Origin of the sequence: Enterobacter sp. PL1 (assembly GCF_945957325.1) — a bacterium.
Taxonomy (GTDB): domain Bacteria; phylum Pseudomonadota; class Gammaproteobacteria; order Enterobacterales; family Enterobacteriaceae; genus Enterobacter; species Enterobacter roggenkampii.
Genome location: NZ_CAMFKT010000001.1, coordinates 1 through 17,410, shown reverse-complemented (window position 1 = coordinate 17,410; position 17,410 = coordinate 1). Strand labels below are relative to the sequence as shown.

Annotated in this window: 19 protein-coding genes; 9 read left to right on the top strand and 10 right to left on the bottom strand. The window is 53.1% G+C overall.

What is annotated here, in order from left to right; translation table 11 throughout:
- Positions 1–7: 7 nt before the first annotated feature.
- The 8 genes from N6P30_RS00095 to pspA all read right to left on the bottom strand — a co-directional run bounded on the left by N6P30_RS00095 (position 8) and on the right by pspA (position 6,480).
- Entirely contained in the window at positions 8–850 is an 843-nt protein-coding gene (locus tag N6P30_RS00095; RefSeq protein WP_008501243.1) for a carbohydrate ABC transporter permease, read from the bottom strand.
- Entirely contained in the window at positions 837–1,718 is an 882-nt protein-coding gene (locus tag N6P30_RS00090; protein ID WP_008501242.1) for a carbohydrate ABC transporter permease, read from the bottom strand. Before N6P30_RS00090 ends, N6P30_RS00095 begins: the two co-directional genes overlap by 14 nt.
- Positions 1,719–1,740: 22 nt before the next feature.
- Positions 1,741–3,033 (bottom strand): ABC transporter substrate-binding protein, encoded by a 1,293-nt coding sequence (locus N6P30_RS00085; RefSeq protein ID WP_023292262.1) that lies wholly within the window; start codon positions 3,031–3,033, stop codon positions 1,741–1,743.
- Between the two features lie 14 nt (positions 3,034–3,047).
- On the bottom strand, positions 3,048–4,745 hold the full coding sequence (locus N6P30_RS00080; protein ID WP_023292261.1) for a sugar phosphorylase: 1,698 nt from the start codon (positions 4,743–4,745) through the stop codon (positions 3,048–3,050).
- A 196-nt stretch (positions 4,746–4,941) separates the two neighbouring features.
- Positions 4,942–5,166 carry a phage shock protein PspD gene (pspD, locus tag N6P30_RS00075; RefSeq protein ID WP_023292260.1) on the bottom strand — a complete coding sequence of 75 codons (225 nt, stop codon included), beginning with the start codon at positions 5,164–5,166 and terminating at the stop codon, positions 4,942–4,944.
- 12 nt (positions 5,167–5,178) lie between these two features.
- Positions 5,179–5,538 carry an envelope stress response membrane protein PspC gene (gene pspC, locus N6P30_RS00070; RefSeq protein ID WP_008501237.1) on the bottom strand — a complete coding sequence of 120 codons (360 nt, stop codon included), beginning with the start codon at positions 5,536–5,538 and terminating at the stop codon, positions 5,179–5,181.
- Positions 5,538–5,762 (bottom strand): envelope stress response membrane protein PspB, encoded by a 225-nt coding sequence (gene pspB, locus N6P30_RS00065; RefSeq protein ID WP_008501236.1) that lies wholly within the window; start codon positions 5,760–5,762, stop codon positions 5,538–5,540. Before pspB ends, pspC begins: the two co-directional genes overlap by 1 nt.
- A 49-nt stretch (positions 5,763–5,811) precedes the next feature.
- Positions 5,812–6,480, bottom strand: coding sequence for a phage shock protein PspA (gene pspA, locus N6P30_RS00060; protein ID WP_023292259.1), 669 nt, complete (start codon positions 6,478–6,480; stop codon positions 5,812–5,814).
- A gap of 166 nt (positions 6,481–6,646) precedes the next feature.
- Here pspA and pspF point away from each other — a divergent pair, with 166 nt between their 5' ends.
- From pspF to N6P30_RS00020, 8 genes are all read left to right on the top strand, one after another.
- The gene (gene pspF / locus N6P30_RS00055) at positions 6,647–7,624 is read left to right on the top strand and encodes a phage shock protein operon transcriptional activator (RefSeq protein WP_023292258.1); all 978 of its coding nucleotides are present in this window, start codon (positions 6,647–6,649) and stop codon (positions 7,622–7,624) included.
- Between the two features lie 339 nt (positions 7,625–7,963).
- Positions 7,964–8,101, top strand: coding sequence for a hypothetical protein (locus tag N6P30_RS00050; protein WP_225828787.1), 138 nt, complete (start codon positions 7,964–7,966; stop codon positions 8,099–8,101).
- Between the two features lie 459 nt (positions 8,102–8,560).
- Positions 8,561–10,201, top strand: a complete 1,641-nt coding sequence (sapA, locus tag N6P30_RS00045; protein WP_023292256.1) for an ABC transporter substrate-binding protein SapA — start codon at positions 8,561–8,563, stop codon at positions 10,199–10,201.
- Positions 10,198–11,163 (top strand): putrescine export ABC transporter permease SapB, encoded by a 966-nt coding sequence (gene sapB, locus N6P30_RS00040; RefSeq protein WP_008501230.1) that lies wholly within the window; start codon positions 10,198–10,200, stop codon positions 11,161–11,163. Before sapA ends, sapB begins: the two co-directional genes overlap by 4 nt.
- Entirely contained in the window at positions 11,150–12,040 is an 891-nt protein-coding gene (gene sapC, locus N6P30_RS00035; protein ID WP_008501229.1) for a putrescine export ABC transporter permease SapC, read from the top strand. Before sapB ends, sapC begins: the two co-directional genes overlap by 14 nt.
- Complete coding sequence (gene sapD / locus N6P30_RS00030; RefSeq protein WP_008501228.1) at positions 12,040–13,032, top strand: putrescine export ABC transporter ATP-binding protein SapD; 993 nt, start codon at positions 12,040–12,042, stop codon at positions 13,030–13,032. Before sapC ends, sapD begins: the two co-directional genes overlap by 1 nt.
- 1 nt (position 13,033) lies before the next feature.
- Entirely contained in the window at positions 13,034–13,840 is an 807-nt protein-coding gene (sapF, locus tag N6P30_RS00025) for a putrescine export ABC transporter ATP-binding protein SapF (protein WP_008501227.1), read from the top strand.
- A 148-nt stretch (positions 13,841–13,988) separates the two neighbouring features.
- The gene (locus tag N6P30_RS00020; RefSeq protein ID WP_023292254.1) at positions 13,989–14,930 is read left to right on the top strand and encodes an ATP-grasp fold amidoligase family protein; all 942 of its coding nucleotides are present in this window, start codon (positions 13,989–13,991) and stop codon (positions 14,928–14,930) included.
- Here N6P30_RS00020 and N6P30_RS00015 read toward each other — a convergent pair.
- Both N6P30_RS00015 and N6P30_RS00010 read right to left on the bottom strand, forming a co-directional pair.
- Entirely contained in the window at positions 14,911–15,975 is a 1,065-nt protein-coding gene (locus N6P30_RS00015; RefSeq protein ID WP_023292253.1) for an ATP-binding protein, read from the bottom strand. The two genes, N6P30_RS00020 and N6P30_RS00015, sit on opposite strands and share 20 nt — an antisense overlap.
- Positions 15,972–16,676: a response regulator gene (locus N6P30_RS00010; RefSeq protein WP_008501224.1), complete on the bottom strand. Its 705-nt coding sequence runs from the start codon at positions 16,674–16,676 to the stop codon at positions 15,972–15,974. The genes N6P30_RS00015 and N6P30_RS00010 overlap by 4 nt, the downstream gene beginning before the upstream one ends.
- A gap of 247 nt (positions 16,677–16,923) precedes the next feature.
- Here N6P30_RS00010 and N6P30_RS00005 point away from each other — a divergent pair, with 247 nt between their 5' ends.
- The gene (locus N6P30_RS00005) at positions 16,924–17,334 is read left to right on the top strand and encodes a transporter (RefSeq protein ID WP_084832557.1); all 411 of its coding nucleotides are present in this window, start codon (positions 16,924–16,926) and stop codon (positions 17,332–17,334) included.
- Positions 17,335–17,410 lie beyond the last annotated feature (76 nt).

Here is a 17,410-nt window from a genome sequence, read left to right as displayed (position 1 = left end):
GGCCGCCTCAGCCCTTCACGCCACCGGCGGTCAAACCACTTTTAATAAAACGTTCAGACAGGGCGTACATAATGACCACCGGAAGTGCCGTCACCAGCGATGCCGCCATCATGCGACCCCAGATATAATCGGGTGTGCTAAAGAGCGTGTTCAGCCCGACCGGCAAGGTGAAGTTGCTGGCGCTGGACAGGAAAATGGACGCAAACAGATAGTCGTTCCACGCCACCATGAAGCAGTAGACAAACACCGATACGAGCCCGGATATCGCCAGCGGTACGGTAATACGGAAGATGATTTGCAGGCGGTTAAGGCCGTCCATCATCGCGGCCTCTTCTATTTCGTCCGGAATGGTGTCGAAGTAGCTGCGCAGCATGAACACCGCCGTCGGTAACGTCTGCGTCACCATGGTGATAATCAGCGCCAGCTCGGTGTCGTAGATCCCCAGCGCGGTGATGATTTTGAACAACGGCACCACCAGCAAGATGCCGGAGAACATGTAGACGGTGTAAAAACTCGCGTTGATCGTCGTGCGGCCCTTAAAGCGCAGCTTGGACAAGGCGTAAGCGCCCAGCGTACCGAGAAACACGGCAATCACCGATGAGGTCAGCGACACCACCATGCTGTTTCTGAAGTAATCCACAAACGGGAAGATCAGCGGGTTAAAGATGTCGATGTAATGCTGCAGCGTCCACGCCTGCGGCAGAATGGTTGGGTGGAGCGAGATCGCCTCTTTGGCGCTCTTGAATGACGTCATCAGCATCACGAAGAACGGGAAGAGCGTGATGATCAGAAATACCGCCAGCCCGAGATAAAAACCAATACGGCTCAGTACGCGTTTATTTGTTGCCATTGAGGTTCACCCTTTTTCTGGTCAGCAGAATCACAGCGAAGATGATCACGAACAGCACCACAGAAATGGCCGCTGCTTTACCCAAGTCATTGAAAGCGAAAGCGGTTTTGTAAAGATAGACGCCCAGAATATCGACCTTCGTGGTCAGCAGGTAGACGTCAGCAAACATGTAGAACATCCAGATGGTGCGAAGCGTGACCACCGTGGCCAGCACCGGCATAATCGCGGGCAGCGTGACGATCCGAAAACGTTGCCAGGCATTCGCGCCGTCCATTTCCGCCGCTTCATACAGGGATTTATCAATGGTCTGTAAAATCGCCAGGAACGAGATAAACGCGTACGGGAAGTAACGCCAGATCGCGAACAGCACCACCAGTACGAAGCTGCTGTTCGGGTTGTCGAACCACAGCGGCGCCTGGTCATACAGGTGCAACAGGTCTACGCCCAGATAGTTCACAATGCCGTAGCCGTTGTTGAACATGTATTTCCAGGCAAACACCAGCGAAATAGACGGCGTGACGTAGGATAAAATCACCAGAGAACGTGCCGTCTTACGCAGGCGAAACTCGCGATTAAAGAAGATGGCCACGGCCAGCCCCAGCACCGTGCTGCCAATCACCACCAGCGCGGTGTACCAGAAGGTCATCCACAGCGAGTGCCAGAAAGCGGCATCGCCGAGGATGCGAATGTAATTGTCCAGGCCGACAAACACGGCGCTAATGCGCGGATTGAGCGGCAAGCGTAAAAAGCTGATTTCAATATTGGAAATCATTGGCCAGGCCACCAGGCCCCCCAGCAGAATCAGGCTGGGGGCCAACAGCAGCATGGCGAAAGGCATATCTGAACGACCAGAAAACAACGTCTTCATAATTTCCTTCCGCAGAGCGCTCCTATCGTTGTGTAATGAGATCAGTCAGTCGCTTCTGGCTGCTGCTTAACGTTGTGTTAAGGTCCTTCTGCCCCACCGTGACGTTATGCACCATGGAGCTGATAATGCCGGAGCCCGTCACGTCGCCCATGCGGGTGAAGTTTTTATCCCCAACCGCGCCAAACACCTGCACGTTCGGGAACTGTGCAATCAGCTCATAAGGCAACTGCCCAAACGCTTTAATCACGTCGTTGTTTTTCCAGGTATCCGTGCCCACCACCCCTTTGTTTACCGGCAGCGCCGCGCCCGGCGACATCATGACCCAGTCCGTCGCGTTTTGAGCCTGTTCCATCCAGGTAACAAACTTCTCGGCCGCTTTGGTCTCCTCTTCGGTTTGTCCGGTGGTGATCGTCAGCGAGGTGATCATGCCGTACACCGCCGAAGAGTTTTCAGTCGGGACAACGAAGCCCAGGTTGGCAGGGTTTCCGTCCTTGTAGACGGCGGGCAGGATGTAGGTGGAGTAAACCGCCATCGGCGCAGAACCGTTCATGAAGGCGTCTTTGATCTCCATAACATCGTTCGAACCCGGCATGGTGGTCGCAGCCAGCGCTTTATAAAACGCCAGCGCTTTGGCCATTTCCGGGGTATCGATGTCGACATTCCCTTTTGCATCAAACACGTTCGCGCCACCGGAAAGGGCAAACTGAGAGAACGACTGTTCGGTCATCACGCTTTCCGCAGTCGGTAACGCGATGCCGTAATGTTTTTTAGCCGGGTCGTTCAGGCGCTGGCTGGCTTGCAGAAGCTGTTCCCAGTTATGCGGCTCCTCAATGCCCGCCGCGGCCAGCACATCTTTGTGGTACCACACGCCGGAGAGCCAGGCGCTGATCGGCACGCCCGTCCAGGCTGCGCCGTCTTCCGTGCGGACAACGCGCAAGATGCCGTCATAGAAGGTGTTTTCCCCCACCGCCTTAATTGCTTCAGCGATTGCGTCACGATCCAGAAGCTGTTCTTTATCCATCACTTTTGCATAGTCATGGCTGACCTCAATCACTTCAGGCAGCGCGCCGGTTCGCGCCAGCGTAATCACCTTGGTGTTGTAGGCATCCTCTTCTACCGGTACCTGTTTTATCGTGATGCCCGGGTTCTCTTTCTCGAATTTTTCGATCAGTTTCGTAATAACGGCCTGACGCTCCTGCTCGACCGACGAGTGCATAAACTCAATGGTGACAGAGGACGCTTTGTCATCCTTACAGCCTGATAACAGGGCGCACGAAACCAGTGCTGATATCAGCACAATTCTGGGTATTTTCATGTTTAAGGTCCTTTTTAGTTTTCTTTAATCCACAATACCTGCCATGGATTTAGGATCAGAGTCGTGTCGGTAATATCTTTTCCGCTAATCAATTCCCTTCCCGAGTGAATATCGGACTCAACCGTTTGAGAATTATCACTGAAATTAAACAACGCTGTTATTTTCTCACCACAATCCGCCACGCGGACAATTTTTAAAACATGCTTCCCTGACGTACTAAAATAAGCCTCACTGTCAGGATGAAATGCTTTTTCCGCCCGGCGCAATACGATTAACTGACTTAACGCACTGTAAACCTGATAACGGAGACTATTTTTATCTTCAAGCGCGCAATCAATTTGACCCGCGGCATATTTCTCACGATTTATCGCACGGTTATATCCAAGACGCTCTACGCCATCATAATCATTACGGGAGCCGAGAATACTTTGAATATAAACCGCAGGCACACCGGGGAAGCTTAACAGGACAGCATGGGCCAGAATAAACCGGGCAATGCGTTCGCTATCATGACTTTCTCGCGTACTTAAGGCATCAAGATAGGTCACGTTAATTTCATACGGGCTTCGTGTGCCATCCGGGTTATTTTTCCAGTTAACCAACGCACCTTCGGTCTGGAGCTTTTCTACAAGCGAGAGGATCTCCGACTCCGGTAAAATTCCGCGCAATGGGTTAAGACCAATGCCGTCATGCGAGGCCAGGAAGTTGAACCAGGTGGTTTTTGTGGAAGGCAACGCCAGCGACGCAGCCCACTGGCTCAGCGTGCTGACATCCTGGCTGTGCACGGCATGCAGCACCAGCGGAGGCAACGAGAACTGATAAACCATCTGCGCTTCATTTTCGCCGTCACCGAAGTAAGAGACGTTATCTTTATGCGGAACGTTCGTCTCGGTGATAATTACCGTGCCGGGGGCAACCGCCTCGGTAATGGCGCGGAAAAGCTGGATGAGCTGGTGGGTTTGCTCAAGGTGAATGCAGCTCGTTCCCGGTATTTTCCACATGAACCCTACGGCATCCAGTCGAATATACCGCGCCCCTTCAATAAGGTAATGCAGCAGCACGTCGACCATCGCAATCAGTACCTGCGGAGAGGCGAAGTTGAGATCGATCTGGTCTTCACTGAAGGTGGTCCACAGGTGTCGTACACTGCCATCATGAAGTGTGAAAGGCGTGAGAAGCGGTAAGGCGCGCGGACGCGTCACCGCGGATAAATCTGTCTCGGGATCGACAGAAATGAAGAAATCATCATATCCCGGCATTTGCTTCAGATAATTAGCAAACCAGGCACTTTTGGCCGACATATGATTGCAGACGAAATCAAACATCAAACTGGTTGTCTGTTTTAATTCAGCAACGTCTCGCCATGTTCCCGTTTCAGGCGCAACTTCATGATAATCAATTACAGAAAAGCCATCGTCCGAAGACCACGGATAAAAAGGCAAAAGATGGACATGAGAAAAAGAATGCGAAAGCCATTTGTTATAAAAACGTGTAAAAACAGGGAGTGCTTTCTCCCCTTTCGCGGAAAACTGATCGGCATAGGTTATCAGAACGATATCTTTTTCATCCCAGCCCATTTTACGCCTTTCCGTAATAACAGAGGCGGCCTTTTCAATATTTTCCAGCAGCATATGGAGATGTGCTTCAGAAAACGTTTTTCCATAAACAAGATTAATGAGTGCTTTAATTTTTTCGTTCACTTGATTTTCCATGGTAGCGGTCCCACGGAATGGCAATCTACTCCCATGAAAAATATCTGTCAACGGACCGGGCAGGAGAAAAATGCGATTGCAAAGCAGCTCAGCGCAATATTGTGAGCTGCCGCAAAGAAAGCAGGTGAAATGAGGAAGTGCGGGTCATCATCGCCAGCCCCTCTCCTGGAAGAGAAAGGGCTGCTGCGAGCGGAAACTACTGGGATAAATAGCGGCGTGACAGCCGTTTCGCCACCTTTTGCAACAGCGGTTCGAGCGCCACGGCCAGTACCATTCTGACCGGCTTGCGGGCAACCGATTTAATCGCCCACCCCGCTACCCCAGCCGGACCGTAACGTAACGCGGTCATCAGGACCAGCTTACCTGCGATTTTCAGGCCGGGTTTTACCTTCTGACCGGCCTGTTGCCAGTGTTGTTTCATCTCTTTTCTCTCTTAAAGCTGACGGAAACGACTTCTCAGCGTAAAGGTATCCGACGTGACGTAGCGTTCCATTTCCCGTAACCGCTTCTCACCGGCGGCGAGTTGCGCATCCACAGCATTGAGGAGATCGCTGCTGGTGGGAGCGCCTTCCGCCGCCAGTTCTCCCTCCGGCATCGGGTCAAGCACAAACGACAACACGATGTACGCAACCAGGGTAATAAATGCCAGACCGAAGAAGATCGACAGCACCGTCACCACGCGTACCAGCTTAACCGGGACGTCAAGATAGTGAGCCAGCCCGGCGCAGACGCCGCGCACCATGCCCTGCTGTGGAATTCGCCACAGCTTTTTGTTCAGATTCAGTCCAGACATTAACGGTCCCTCCAGTTTGGATGTTCAGCATCCAGGATGGCTTCCAGCGCCTGAATGCGTTCACGCATTTTGTTCGCCTCATCGGAGAGCTGTATCAGACGCTGTTGTTCACTCTGGGAAAGTTCGCCCCGTGAGGAACGGTTGCTGTAGTGCAGCCATAACCAAATCGGCAAAACGAACAGCACGAAAATCGTCAGGGGAATAGCCAGAAAAAGCGCGCTCATGTGTACTCCTTGTCTTACGATGCGGCACGTTCAGGTGCCGCAGGCATTATTATTGGTTGTCTTGCTTCATTTTGGCTTTCAGTGCCGCCAGCTGCTCGCTGATTTCATCATCGGCCTTGAGATCAGCGAACTGTTGATCCAGTGACTTCTGCTTACCGATGCCGTGGCTTTCGGCTTCCGCTTCCATCTGGTCGATACGACGCTCAAACGATTCAAAACGGGCCATCGCTTCATCCAGCTTACCGCTGTCAAGCTGGCGACGCACGTCGCGGGAGGAGCTTGCCGCCTGGTGACGCAGGGTCAGCGCCTGCTGACGCGCGCGGGTTTCGCTCAGCTTGTTTTCCAGCTCGCCAATCTCTTTCTTCATGCGGGTGAGCGTGTCATCCACCAGCGTCACTTCATGCTCGAGCGTCGCGACCATGTCTGCCAGCTTCTGTTTTTCGATCAGCGCCGCACGGGCCAGATCCTCTTTGTCTTTGCGCAGCGCGAGTTCTGCTTTTTCCTGCCATTCGTTCAGTTGAACGGTGGCCTGTTCAATACGACGCGTAAGCTGTTTTTTCTCCGCCAGCGCGCGGGCGGAGGTAGAGCGGACTTCAACCAGCGTGTCTTCCATTTCCTGAATCATCAGACGCACCAGCTTCTGCGGATCTTCCGCTTTCTCCAGCAGTGAGTTGATGTTGGCGTTCACGATGTCGGCAAAACGAGAAAAAATACCCATAATTGACTCCTCTTAGTTCTGTTATCGGGCAATGCCCTGCTGTATGGATAATACAATTCCCGTGCCAATTTTTTATCTTATTGATTTAACGAGAACTGATTGATTTTTATGCAGCAAAGAACTATTCTTACCTGGTGAATATCGCTAAGGAGTGGTTAATTTCATCATGCCCGGATACAAAGACAATTTACTCGGCGAAGCAAACAGCTTTCTGGAGGTGCTGGAACAGGTGTCTCGCCTGGCGCCGCTCAACAAACCGGTGCTGATTATCGGCGAGCGGGGTACGGGTAAGGAACTCATCGCCAACCGTCTGCACTACTTATCCGGGCGCTGGGACGGCCCCTTCATTTCCCTTAACTGCGCGGCGCTGAATGAAAACCTGCTCGACACCGAGCTCTTCGGCCATGAAGCGGGTGCGTTTACCGGTGCCCAGAAACGCCATCCCGGACGCTTTGAGCGCGCCGACGGCGGTACGCTGTTTCTTGATGAGCTGGCCACCGCGCCCATGCTGGTGCAGGAGAAACTGCTGCGCGTGATTGAATACGGCGAGCTGGAGCGCGTCGGCGGTAGCCAGCCGCTGCAAGTCAACGTGCGCCTGGTGTGCGCCACTAACGCCAACCTGCCGGAGAGGGTGGCAGAGGAAACATTCCGTGCCGACCTGCTTGACCGACTGGCCTTTGACGTCGTGCAGCTTCCTCCGCTGCGCGAGCGAAGAAGCGACATTATGCTGCTGGCAGACCAGTTTGCGATTCAGATGTGCCGCGAGCTCGGACTGCCGCTGTTCCCCGGCTTCAGCGATTATGCACGGGAGACGCTGCTCGCGTACCACTGGCCGGGCAATATCCGCGAGCTGAAAAACGTCGTGGAGCGCTCCGTCTATCGCCACGGCAGCAGCGAGACGGAGCTGGACAACATCATTATCGATCCTTTTCAGCGCAGCGCCCCGCCCTTGCCCGCACCAGCATCTCCAGGCGACGCCCCTGCTCTTCCCCTTGATTTGCGCCAGTTCCAGCACGACCAGGAGAAACAGCTGCTGGAGCAAAGCCTGAAGATGGCGAAATACAACCAGAAACGGGCGGCTGAACTGCTGGGTTTGACCTACCATCAGTTAAGGGCATTGCTTAAAAAGCATCAAATGCGCTGACAATATCAGCATTTAACAGCAGACATTTTCAAAACCAAGCCTGGATAACTGCTCCACTCCTTAGGACAACATACAATGCCATTCAATAATAAAAACATACTTATTACTTTCCTATCCCTCTGCTCATAACATAAGGCCGTGATGACGACGAAATATGAATACTGGAACTGACCATTCAACCCGCCAAATAGGGTAGCCAAAATGGTATTGGAATCGAAATTGATGTTCGTGGTGTACCTGACTTCAGTAAATGTGGTGTGAGATGAAAATCATAATATTCGTTGTTTTACTTATTGCCAGTTTACCCTCGTCCCGGACAGCTGGATTAATGATGTTTTCATGCAACATATCCAGATATCAGGCGATGGTGAAGAAGCCATGAATAACTATGATTTCACAGCAATTCTGATCAATTTTGGTCTGTCTGCAATGATAGCGTTTGTACTGATGATGCTTATGAAAGTGCTGAAAAAATGAACCAGGGTGGCAGGTACGCACGTAACAACAAAGTGAGCATTTTTACTCTATGCTATTTAGACTGTTCGTATGCCATTGCCTTACCCGTACTTGATCTGCTCTCAGATCTGGTGATAAACGGCCGCATTTTACCGGCTATTTTTCTTCAGAAAGTATGATCCCAGATCTGATAGCGACAACATGTCTTCCTGTCATTCACGGCATACATTCACAAGCTTGATGCTATCCGCCGGAGCGAATCCTTCGTTTATAGCGAGTCAGATACGCCACGAAAATGCTAAGATAGTCCATGAGGTATATTCAAAGTGGATTGCAGGTATGAAAGTGCATCGGGTTGTGACGCTGAGTGACCGACTGCAAACGTTACTGCCCCCATTATGCCCTCAGGCTTAAACGATACTGGATAATGTCGTTTAAAATTAGTAGGATAGCCACTTCATATTTAATACCTTAAAAATTATGCGTCTGGTTTTATCGTCCTTTTTTGCACTTGGTCTGTTTAGCAGCCTGGCCTTTGCTGCGCCCGGGCAAACGCCGCAGCCTGACATTCGTGACAGCGGCTTCGTCTATTGCGTAAGCGGCCAGGTGGATACTTTCAACCCGCAAAAAGCGGGCAGCGGCCTGATTGTGGATACCCTTGCCGCGCAGCTTTACGATCGTCTGCTTGATGTAGACCCGTACACTTACCGTCTCGTGCCCGAGCTTGCGGAAAGCTGGGAAGTGCTGGATAACGGCGCAACCTACCGTTTTCACCTGCGCGATGATGTCGCGTTTCAGCGTACGCCGTGGTTTACCCCCTCGCGCAAGCTGAATGCGGATGACGTGGTCTTCACCTTCCAGCGTATCTTCAACCGCAATCACCCGTGGCATAACGTTAACGGCAGCAATTTCCCCTATTTCGACAGCCTGCAGTTTGCCGACACCGTGAAAAGCGTGCGCAAGCTGGATAACCGCACGGTTGAATTTACGCTGACGCGCCCGGATGCCTCATTCCTGTGGCATCTGGCAACCCACTATGCGTCCGTCATGTCGGCCGAATACGCGGCGAAGCTGACGAAAAAAGATCGTCAGGAACTGCTCGATCGTCAGCCGGTCGGCACCGGTCCGTTCCAGCTGGCCGAATACCGCGCCGGGCAATATATTCGTCTGCAGCGCCACGAACACTTCTGGCGCGGTACGCCGCTGATGCCGCAGGTGGTGGTCGATCTCGGCTCTGGCGGAACGGGACGTCTGTCAAAACTGCTCACCGGGGAATGTGACGTGCTTGCCTGGCCCGCGGCCAGCCAGCTCACGATTTTGCGCGACGATCCGCGCCTGCGTCTGACGCTACGCCCGGGGATGAACATCGCGTATCTGGCCTTTAACACCGATAAGCCGCCGTTGAATAACCCTGCCGTTCGTCACGCCCTTGCGCTGGCCATTAACAACCAGCGCCTGATGCAGTCGATTTATTACGGTACGGCGGAAACCGCCGCCTCAATTTTACCGCGCGCCTCGTGGGCCTACGACGGTGAGGCTAAAATTACGGAATACAATCCGGCAAAAGCACGTGAACAGCTGAAAGCGCTGGGCGCAGAAAACCTCACGCTGCAGCTTTGGGTGCCGACCAGTTCCCAGGCGTGGAACCCGAGCCCGCTCAAGACCGCCGAACTGCTGCAGGCGGATATGGCGCAGGTGGGCGTGAAAGTGATCATCGTACCGGTAGAGGGCCGTTTCCAGGAGGCGCGCCTGATGGACATGAATCATGATTTAACCCTGACCGGCTGGGCCACCGACAGTAACGATCCGGACAGCTTCTTCCGGCCGCTGCTGAGCTGTGCGGCGATAAACTCGCAGACCAACTATGCGCACTGGTGTAACCGGGAGTTTGACGCCGTGCTGCAAAAAGCGCTGGCTTCCCAACAGCTGGCCTCGCGCATCGACGCCTATGATGAAGCGCAGAAGATCTTAGCCCAGGAACTCCCGGTACTGCCGCTGGCCTCTTCCCTGCGCCTTCAGGCGTATCGCTATGATATTAAAGGCCTGGTGCTGAGCCCGTTTGGCAACGCCTCGTTCGCCGGCGTGTCGCGTGAAAAAGAACAAGAGGTGAAAAAACCATGATTATTTTTACCTTGCGCCGGCTCCTGTTGCTGCTGGTGACGCTCTTTTTCCTGAACTTTGTCGGCTTTAGCCTGAGCTATTTCACGCCCCACGCCCCGCTCCAGGGATCGTCGCTGTGGGATGCCTGGCTCTTCTGGTTTAACGGGCTGCTGCACTGGGATTTCGGCGTGTCCAGCATTAACGGGCAGCTGATTTCCGAGCAGTTGAAAGAGGTTTTCCCGGCCACGATGGAGCTGTGCATTCTGGCCTTCGGGTTTGCCCTGATGGTCGGGATCCCCGTGGGCATGCTGGCCGGGATATATCGCAACAAATGGCAGGATAAGTTTATTAGCGCCCTCGCCCTGCTCGGCTTCTCCATTCCGGTCTTCTGGCTGGCGCTGCTGCTGACGCTTTTCTTTTCGCTGACGATGGGCTGGCTCCCGGTTTCTGGCCGTTTTGACCTGCTCTATACGGTTAAATCGGTGACGGGCTTTGCCATTATCGACGCGTGGCTGTCCGATTCCGTGTGGCGGCATGAGATGATCGTCAGCGCCCTGCGCCATATGGTGCTGCCGGTACTGACGCTGGCGGTTGCGCCAACAACCGAAGTGATCCGCCTGATGCGCCTGAGCACCATCGAGGTCTTTGACCAGAACTATGTCAAAGCCGCCGCCACGCGCGGACTGTCGCGCCTGACCATCCTGCGCCGCAACGTCCTGCACAACGCCCTGCCGCCGGTTATTCCGCGTCTGGGATTACAGTTTTCCACCATGCTGACGCTGGCCATGATCACCGAGATGGTCTTTAGCTGGCCGGGCCTCGGACGGTGGTTGATTAACGCTATCCGCCAGCAGGACTATGCCGCGATTTCCGCAGGGGTGATGGTGATTGGTTCGCTGGTGATTATTGTTAACGTGTTGTCCGATATTCTGGGTGCCATGGCTAACCCGTTGAAGCATAAGGAATGGTATGCCCTACGATAACGTATACAGTGAAAAGCGCACGCCCGGTGTGCTGCGTACCGTGTGGCGTAAATTCTATGGTGATACCACGGCGATGATCGGCCTTTATGGCTGCGCCGGTCTGGTGTTGCTGTGCGTCTTTGGCTCCTGGTTTGCGCCGTACGGCATTGACCAGCAGTTCCTTGGCTATCAGCTGCTGCCGCCGTCCTGGTCCCGCTACGGGGAAGTCTCCTTCTTCCTGGGAACGGACGACCTCGGACGTGACGTGTTGAGCCGCCTGCTGAGCGGTGCGGCCCCGACGGTGGGCGGCGCGTTTGTGGTGACGTTCGCGGCCACGATCTGCGGGCTGGCGCTGGGTATTTTTGCGGGATCCACGCATGGCCTGCGCTCGGCGGTGCTTAACCACATTCTGGATACACTGCTGTCGATTCCGTCTCTGCTGCTGGCGATCGTTGTGGTTGCCTTTGCCGGTCCGCACCTGTCGCATGCCATGTTCGCCGTCTGGCTGGCTATCCTGCCCCGCATCGTACGCTCGGTTTACAGCATGGTGCATGACGAGCTGGAAAAAGAGTATGTCGTCGCTGCGCGCCTGGACGGCGCGACCACCTTCAACATCCTGTGGTTTGCCGTGCTGCCTAACATCGCGTCCGGGCTGGTCACCGAGATCACCCGCGCCCTGTCGATGGCGATTCTGGACATCGCGGCGCTCGGCTTCCTCGACCTCGGCGCGCAGCTGCCGTCGCCTGAATGGGGCGCGATGCTCGGTGACGCGCTGGAGTTAATTTACGTGGCGCCGTGGACGGTTATGCTGCCGGGTGCGGCCATCATGGTGAGCGTGCTGCTGATCAACCTGCTGGGCGACGGTATTCGCCGTGCAATTAACGCGGGGGTGCAATAATGCCGCTTCTTGATATTCGCAACCTCACCATTGAATTCAAAACCGGTGAAGGCTGGGTTAAAGCCGTCGATCGCATCAGCATCACCCTCGCGGAGGGTGAAATTCGCGGGCTGGTGGGGGAATCCGGCTCAGGCAAAAGCCTGATCGCCAAAGCCATCTGCGGCGTGGCGAAAGATAACTGGCGCGTCACCGCAGACCGTATGCGGTTTGATGATATCGACCTGCTGCGCCTCTCTCCCCGCGAGCGGCGTAAGCTGGTCGGGCACAACGTCTCCATGATTTTCCAGGAGCCGCAGTCCTGTCTCGACCCGTCCGAGCGCGTGGGCAAACAGCTGATGCAGAACATCCCCGGCTGGACCTATAAAGGCCGCTGGTGGCAACGCGTGGGCTGGCGCAAGCGTCGCGCCATTGAGCTTTTACACCGCGTCGGGATTAAAGATCACAAAGATGCGATGCGCAGCTTCCCGTATGAGCTGACCGACGGTGAATGTCAGAAAGTGATGATTGCCATCGCGCTGGCCAATCAGCCGCGTTTGCTGATTGCGGATGAACCGACGAACGCGATGGAACCCACCACGCAGGCGCAAATCTTCCGCCTGCTGTCGCGTCTTAACCAGAACAACAACACCACCATTTTGCTGATCAGCCATGACCTGCAAATGCTCAGCAAATGGGCGGATAAAATTGATGTGATGTACTGCGGACAAACGGTCGAAACCGCGCCGAGTGAAGACCTGATCACCGCGCCGCACCACCCGTATACGCAGGCGCTAATCCGCGCTATTCCCGATTTTGGCAGCGCCATGCCGCATAAGAGCCGCCTGAATACCCTGCCCGGAGCGATTCCACTGCTGGAATCGTTGCCGATAGGCTGTCGTCTGGGGCCGCGTTGCCCGTATGCGCAGCGTAAATGTATCGAGACGCCACGCCTGACCGGGGCCAAAAATCATCTTTACGCCTGTCATTTCCCGCTGAACATGGAGAGAGAGTGAAATGGTCGAAACCTTGCTGGAAGTCCGCAACCTGAGTAAGACCTTTCGCTACCGCACGGGGCTGTTTCATCGTCAAACTGTCGACGCGGTAAAACCGCTCAGCTTTACCCTGCGTGAAAAACAGACCCTGGCAATCATCGGCGAGAACGGTTCCGGGAAATCCACCCTTGCGAAAATGCTCGCCGGTATGGTTGAACCGACTGCAGGCGAAGTATTGATTGACGATCACCCTCTCACGTTCGGGGATTACTCTTTCCGCAGCCAGCGCATCCGCATGATCTTCCAGGATCCGTCGACCTCGCTCAACCCGCGCCAGCGCATTTCGCAGATCCTCGATTTTCCGCTGCGTCTGAACACCGACCTGGAGCCTGAGGCGCGCCGTAAGCGTATCTTCGAAACACTGCGCATGGTTGGGCTATTACCGGACCACGAAAGCTACTACCCGCACATGCTGGCTCCCGGCCAGAAACAGCGTCTGGGTCTGGCGCGTGCGTTGATTTTGCGCCCGAAAGTAATCATTGCTGACGAAGCGCTTGCCTCGCTGGATATGTCGATGCGTTCACAGCTGATTAACCTGATGCTGGAATTACAGGAAAAACAGGGCATCTCGTATATCTACGTCACCCAGCATCTGGGGATGATGAAGCACATCAGCGATCAGGTGATGGTTATGCACCAGGGTGAAGTGGTCGAACGCGGCAGCACGGCGGATGTGATGGCCTCCCCGCTTCACGAGCTGACAAAGCGGCTGATAGCCGGGCATTTCGGTGAAGCACTGACGGCCGATGCGTGGCGCAAAGATCGGTAAACAAACGTTGCACCGCTTAATAAGGATTAAATAGCCTTAACACGCTGTTTAATCCTTAACTTTTTCATCTCCATAGCTGCTCCATATTCTCAGCAAAATACATCAACAGTTCTTCTCCAGAATATCCGGACATTACGAAGGAGAAGAAATGAACAACGCCACTTACGTTCTCAAATATACCGAGTACCTCATCAGAAAATGTCGTTCATTTTTAATGACGGACCTGTACTTTCATACTGTGAGGCTCAAGAAAAAATCGGAGAAGCACCCTGACATTAAATCACCCACGACGTTGAGTGAAAAAATATGTCATCGTCTGGTCTATGACCACAATAACGTCTATACCCTGCTTGCCGATAAACTCGCCGTTCGGGAATACGTAATCTCCAGAACAACGCGTGCGAAAACGGTGCCATTACTTGGCGTCTACAGTAAGGTGTCCCAGATTGATTTTTCGACGCTCCCTGAAAAATTTGTCCTTAAGTGCAACCATGACAGTGGCAGCACAATAATATGTACGAACAAAGCGCAATTTAACGTCAGGGAGGCGTGTAAAAAACTCAGTCTCGCGTTAAAGAAAAATATGTACTACACCACGCGCGAATGGCAGTACAAAAACATTACGCCAAAAATACTTTGCGAACCGTATGTCGATCTCTTCGATGATGCAGACAGGAACACAGCGCCCGAAATGCTGAGGATCCATTGCTTTCATGGCGTTGCCCACTATGTTGAAGCGGATTTTACGGATGACAGCGGCAAAGGTTTCATCAACGTTTACGACAGGTACTGGAACTTACAACCCTTTCAGATGGAATATCCTAATACACCGTTGGCGCCAGGCGAACCGGCCTTGTTCCGACAAGCGTTGCTGGCATCCCAGGAACTGGCGGATGGCATTGACTACTGCCGCGTTGACCTCATGCTAAAAAAAGATGAAATCTATTTCAGTGAAATAACCTTAAGCCCGAGACGCGGTAAACTGTCGATTACCCCGCAGGAATGGGATGCTAAGCTAGGAAAAATATGGCATTTACCGCCGGCAGGCACATTTGACCTGCCGCTGACGCTCACGAGTCGGGCCAGGTGAGTTTAAATATCGAGTGGTTTTGCGTTGATAAGGTATAGGTAACATCGCCACCATGCGCCAGCATGATGGCTTTTACCACCGACAAGCCCAAACCACAGCCTTCCGGGTTCAACTGTCTGGCGCCGTTATCGCGCTGAAAGGGCTGAAACAGGAAGTCATGAAACTCCCTGGGGATACCCGGTCCCCCATCCTGAATCAGGATAAAATTGCCTTTATCCGAAACACCATTTTTAACCGTGAGCTTGCGCGAAGTTGAATAGTGTAAGGCATTGTCAAATAAAACGGTCAGACACTGATTGATGCGTAAGGGATCGAATACGCACTGCTGCTCCCTCAGTTCAGTATGGACGGTAAATGCCTTACGGTTGAACTCGGGCATGAAGGTATCGAGCGCGTCCTGTAGTGTCCCTTTCAGATCCGTTCTGGCCTGGTATAACGTGTATCCTGCCCCGCCATCCGAACTGATAACCCGGAGATCTTCAATCAGACGGGTTAATCCTTCCGTCTGTTTAAGGAGGTTAGTAAACAGCACCGGATCCGGGGTAAACACCCCGTCAACTAGCCCCTGAAGCCTTCCGCGTAAAATGGTGACCGGGGTTCTCAGTTCATGCGCAATCGCAGCATTCCAGGATTTCCGCTGGATATCCAGCGTTTGCAGCTTTTCTGCCATTTCATTGAAATCCTTAACCAGGTGATTGATCTCTCCCAGCCGGGAACTGGCACAGAATGCCCTGGCGTCCAGATCGCCCTGAGAAATTTTTTTCAGGCTGGACGCGACCGCGTTTAGCGGGGTGAGTATTCGCGATGAAAGTTTGACCGTAAAGAATACGGCAATGATCAGGCTGATCGTTGTCGCGGTCCCAATCCATACCCAGTCCCACATCGTCATCTGCTCGTCATCGCCCGCAGCAGGGCCGCCGGGAAGATGATCCAGAATAAAGGAGTAAAAAAACCAGGAGCCCAGTATGGCGATGGCAATTATCGTAAACGTCAGCAACAGCATATACGTTAAGATCTGACGACTCAGGACAGACTCTTTATTCATTTCTTTTCCCCAAGCCGGTAACCCATGCCCCTGATGCTCTCGGGAACGCCATAAAGACCGGCCAGCTCCAGTTTTTTTCGCAGCTTGCTCATATGGCTGTCGACGGTTCTGTCGAGCGTATCGCCTTCCGGCAAACACGCGTTGAGCAACTCTTCACGGGAACAGACCTTGCGCGGATACCGCACTAGGTAAGAAAGCAACTTAAATTCGGTCGTCGTTAAGACCGGGGAGATAACCTCGGGCCCCGCAGTAACCTCCACGTAGAAATCATCCGGATAGACCGTAATGAATGGCGTTCTGAGCGGCAGGGCCCCCGCCTGCTGAAGCGCAGGCTTTGTTCTACGCAGCACCGCCTCAACCCGCGCGACAACTTCCGAAGGGTTGAAGGGTTTGATTACGTAATCATCCGCGCCGAGCCTCAGACCCATAAGTTTATCGACGTCCTGATCGAGAGCTGAAACCATAATGACGGGGACAGCGCTTTCATGGCGAAGCGTGGTAAGCACGCTCCAGCCGTCACATACGGGCAGGTGAATGTCCAGCAAGATGAGATCCGGTTTATGGAGGCGATTGAGCGTTATCGCCTGCTCGCCCTGCCTGGCCCTGAGCGTTTTCATTCCCGAACGCTCTAAGTAGCTCATCAGTATATCGGCGATTTCGTCTTCATCTTCAACAACAAGGATAAGCGTATTTTTGTTCATATTATCTCCGCGGGTGAAATCCCTTTAAGCACGCTATCAGATATCTTGAGCACAATAAGACACAGCCTCCGGGAAAAAGTGCCGTAGTCACGAAAATTTCCCGGTTGATTTAAATGCCCGGTTATTTCTCCACACAGCCTACACATTCAGTCAATAAAGACTCGACAATGTCCGTTCAAAATCGCTAATGAGGCATAACGCGTTGTGCATTGCGCGCTGCAAATTACCACTGTTTCTTAAAGATTTTATGAAGTTGGCTGAAATAATGAACATGGAATTTTCTAAATATTTTTCCCCTAAAAAACTGGGCATATATTCTCTGTTTCTGCTGCTGTCGTGGGGATTACTTTATACCTGGCTGGTGCTGGTACACAGAATGGATGAGAAAGTCGCCTCGACGCTGCTCTCTTCACCCCTTATCTATGGCTGCATCGCATTGTCAGTGGTTTCTCTGGTCATACAAAATAAAGCCGGCGCGTTCATTGAGCTACTTATCATCGCCTTCTGGCTGATGGTGATTTTTGTTTATCTCATTATTACGTTCACCGTGCTGTTAAACGCGATGCCCGATATTGAGGATCTGATCTTTTACTATGAATGTTATTTGATCATTTTTTTTGCTGGAGCACCGCTGTACCTCATTCTGAGAATGATCTGAGCCCTTGCTCCACACATCCTCCATAAACCGCCCACTTCCGCTAAACAGGTGCGCGGTAGACTTTCTACCTCACTCT

Coding starts and splice junctions, on each gene's coding strand:
- pspF (WP_023292258.1), top strand. CDS start 6,647: ATGCCCGGATACAAAGACAATTTACTCGGCGAAGCAAACAGCTTTCTG.
- pspC (WP_008501237.1), bottom strand. CDS start 5,538: ATGTCTGGACTGAATCTGAACAAAAAGCTGTGGCGAATTCCACAGCAG.
- N6P30_RS00085 (WP_023292262.1), bottom strand. CDS start 3,033: ATGAAAATACCCAGAATTGTGCTGATATCAGCACTGGTTTCGTGCGCC.
- pspD (WP_023292260.1), bottom strand. CDS start 5,166: ATGAAACAACACTGGCAACAGGCCGGTCAGAAGGTAAAACCCGGCCTG.
- N6P30_RS00010 (WP_008501224.1), bottom strand. CDS start 16,676: ATGAACAAAAATACGCTTATCCTTGTTGTTGAAGATGAAGACGAAATC.
- N6P30_RS00015 (WP_023292253.1), bottom strand. CDS start 15,975: ATGAATAAAGAGTCTGTCCTGAGTCGTCAGATCTTAACGTATATGCTG.
- N6P30_RS00020 (WP_023292254.1), top strand. CDS start 13,989: ATGAACAACGCCACTTACGTTCTCAAATATACCGAGTACCTCATCAGA.
- sapF (WP_008501227.1), top strand. CDS start 13,034: ATGGTCGAAACCTTGCTGGAAGTCCGCAACCTGAGTAAGACCTTTCGC.
- N6P30_RS00080 (WP_023292261.1), bottom strand. CDS start 4,745: ATGGAAAATCAAGTGAACGAAAAAATTAAAGCACTCATTAATCTTGTT.
- N6P30_RS00050 (WP_225828787.1), top strand. CDS start 7,964: ATGCAACATATCCAGATATCAGGCGATGGTGAAGAAGCCATGAATAAC.
- sapD (WP_008501228.1), top strand. CDS start 12,040: ATGCCGCTTCTTGATATTCGCAACCTCACCATTGAATTCAAAACCGGT.
- pspB (WP_008501236.1), bottom strand. CDS start 5,762: ATGAGCGCGCTTTTTCTGGCTATTCCCCTGACGATTTTCGTGCTGTTC.
- N6P30_RS00090 (WP_008501242.1), bottom strand. CDS start 1,718: ATGAAGACGTTGTTTTCTGGTCGTTCAGATATGCCTTTCGCCATGCTG.
- pspA (WP_023292259.1), bottom strand. CDS start 6,480: ATGGGTATTTTTTCTCGTTTTGCCGACATCGTGAACGCCAACATCAAC.
- N6P30_RS00095 (WP_008501243.1), bottom strand. CDS start 850: ATGGCAACAAATAAACGCGTACTGAGCCGTATTGGTTTTTATCTCGGG.
- sapB (WP_008501230.1), top strand. CDS start 10,198: ATGATTATTTTTACCTTGCGCCGGCTCCTGTTGCTGCTGGTGACGCTC.
- sapA (WP_023292256.1), top strand. CDS start 8,561: ATGCGTCTGGTTTTATCGTCCTTTTTTGCACTTGGTCTGTTTAGCAGC.
- N6P30_RS00005 (WP_084832557.1), top strand. CDS start 16,924: ATGAAGTTGGCTGAAATAATGAACATGGAATTTTCTAAATATTTTTCC.
- sapC (WP_008501229.1), top strand. CDS start 11,150: ATGCCCTACGATAACGTATACAGTGAAAAGCGCACGCCCGGTGTGCTG.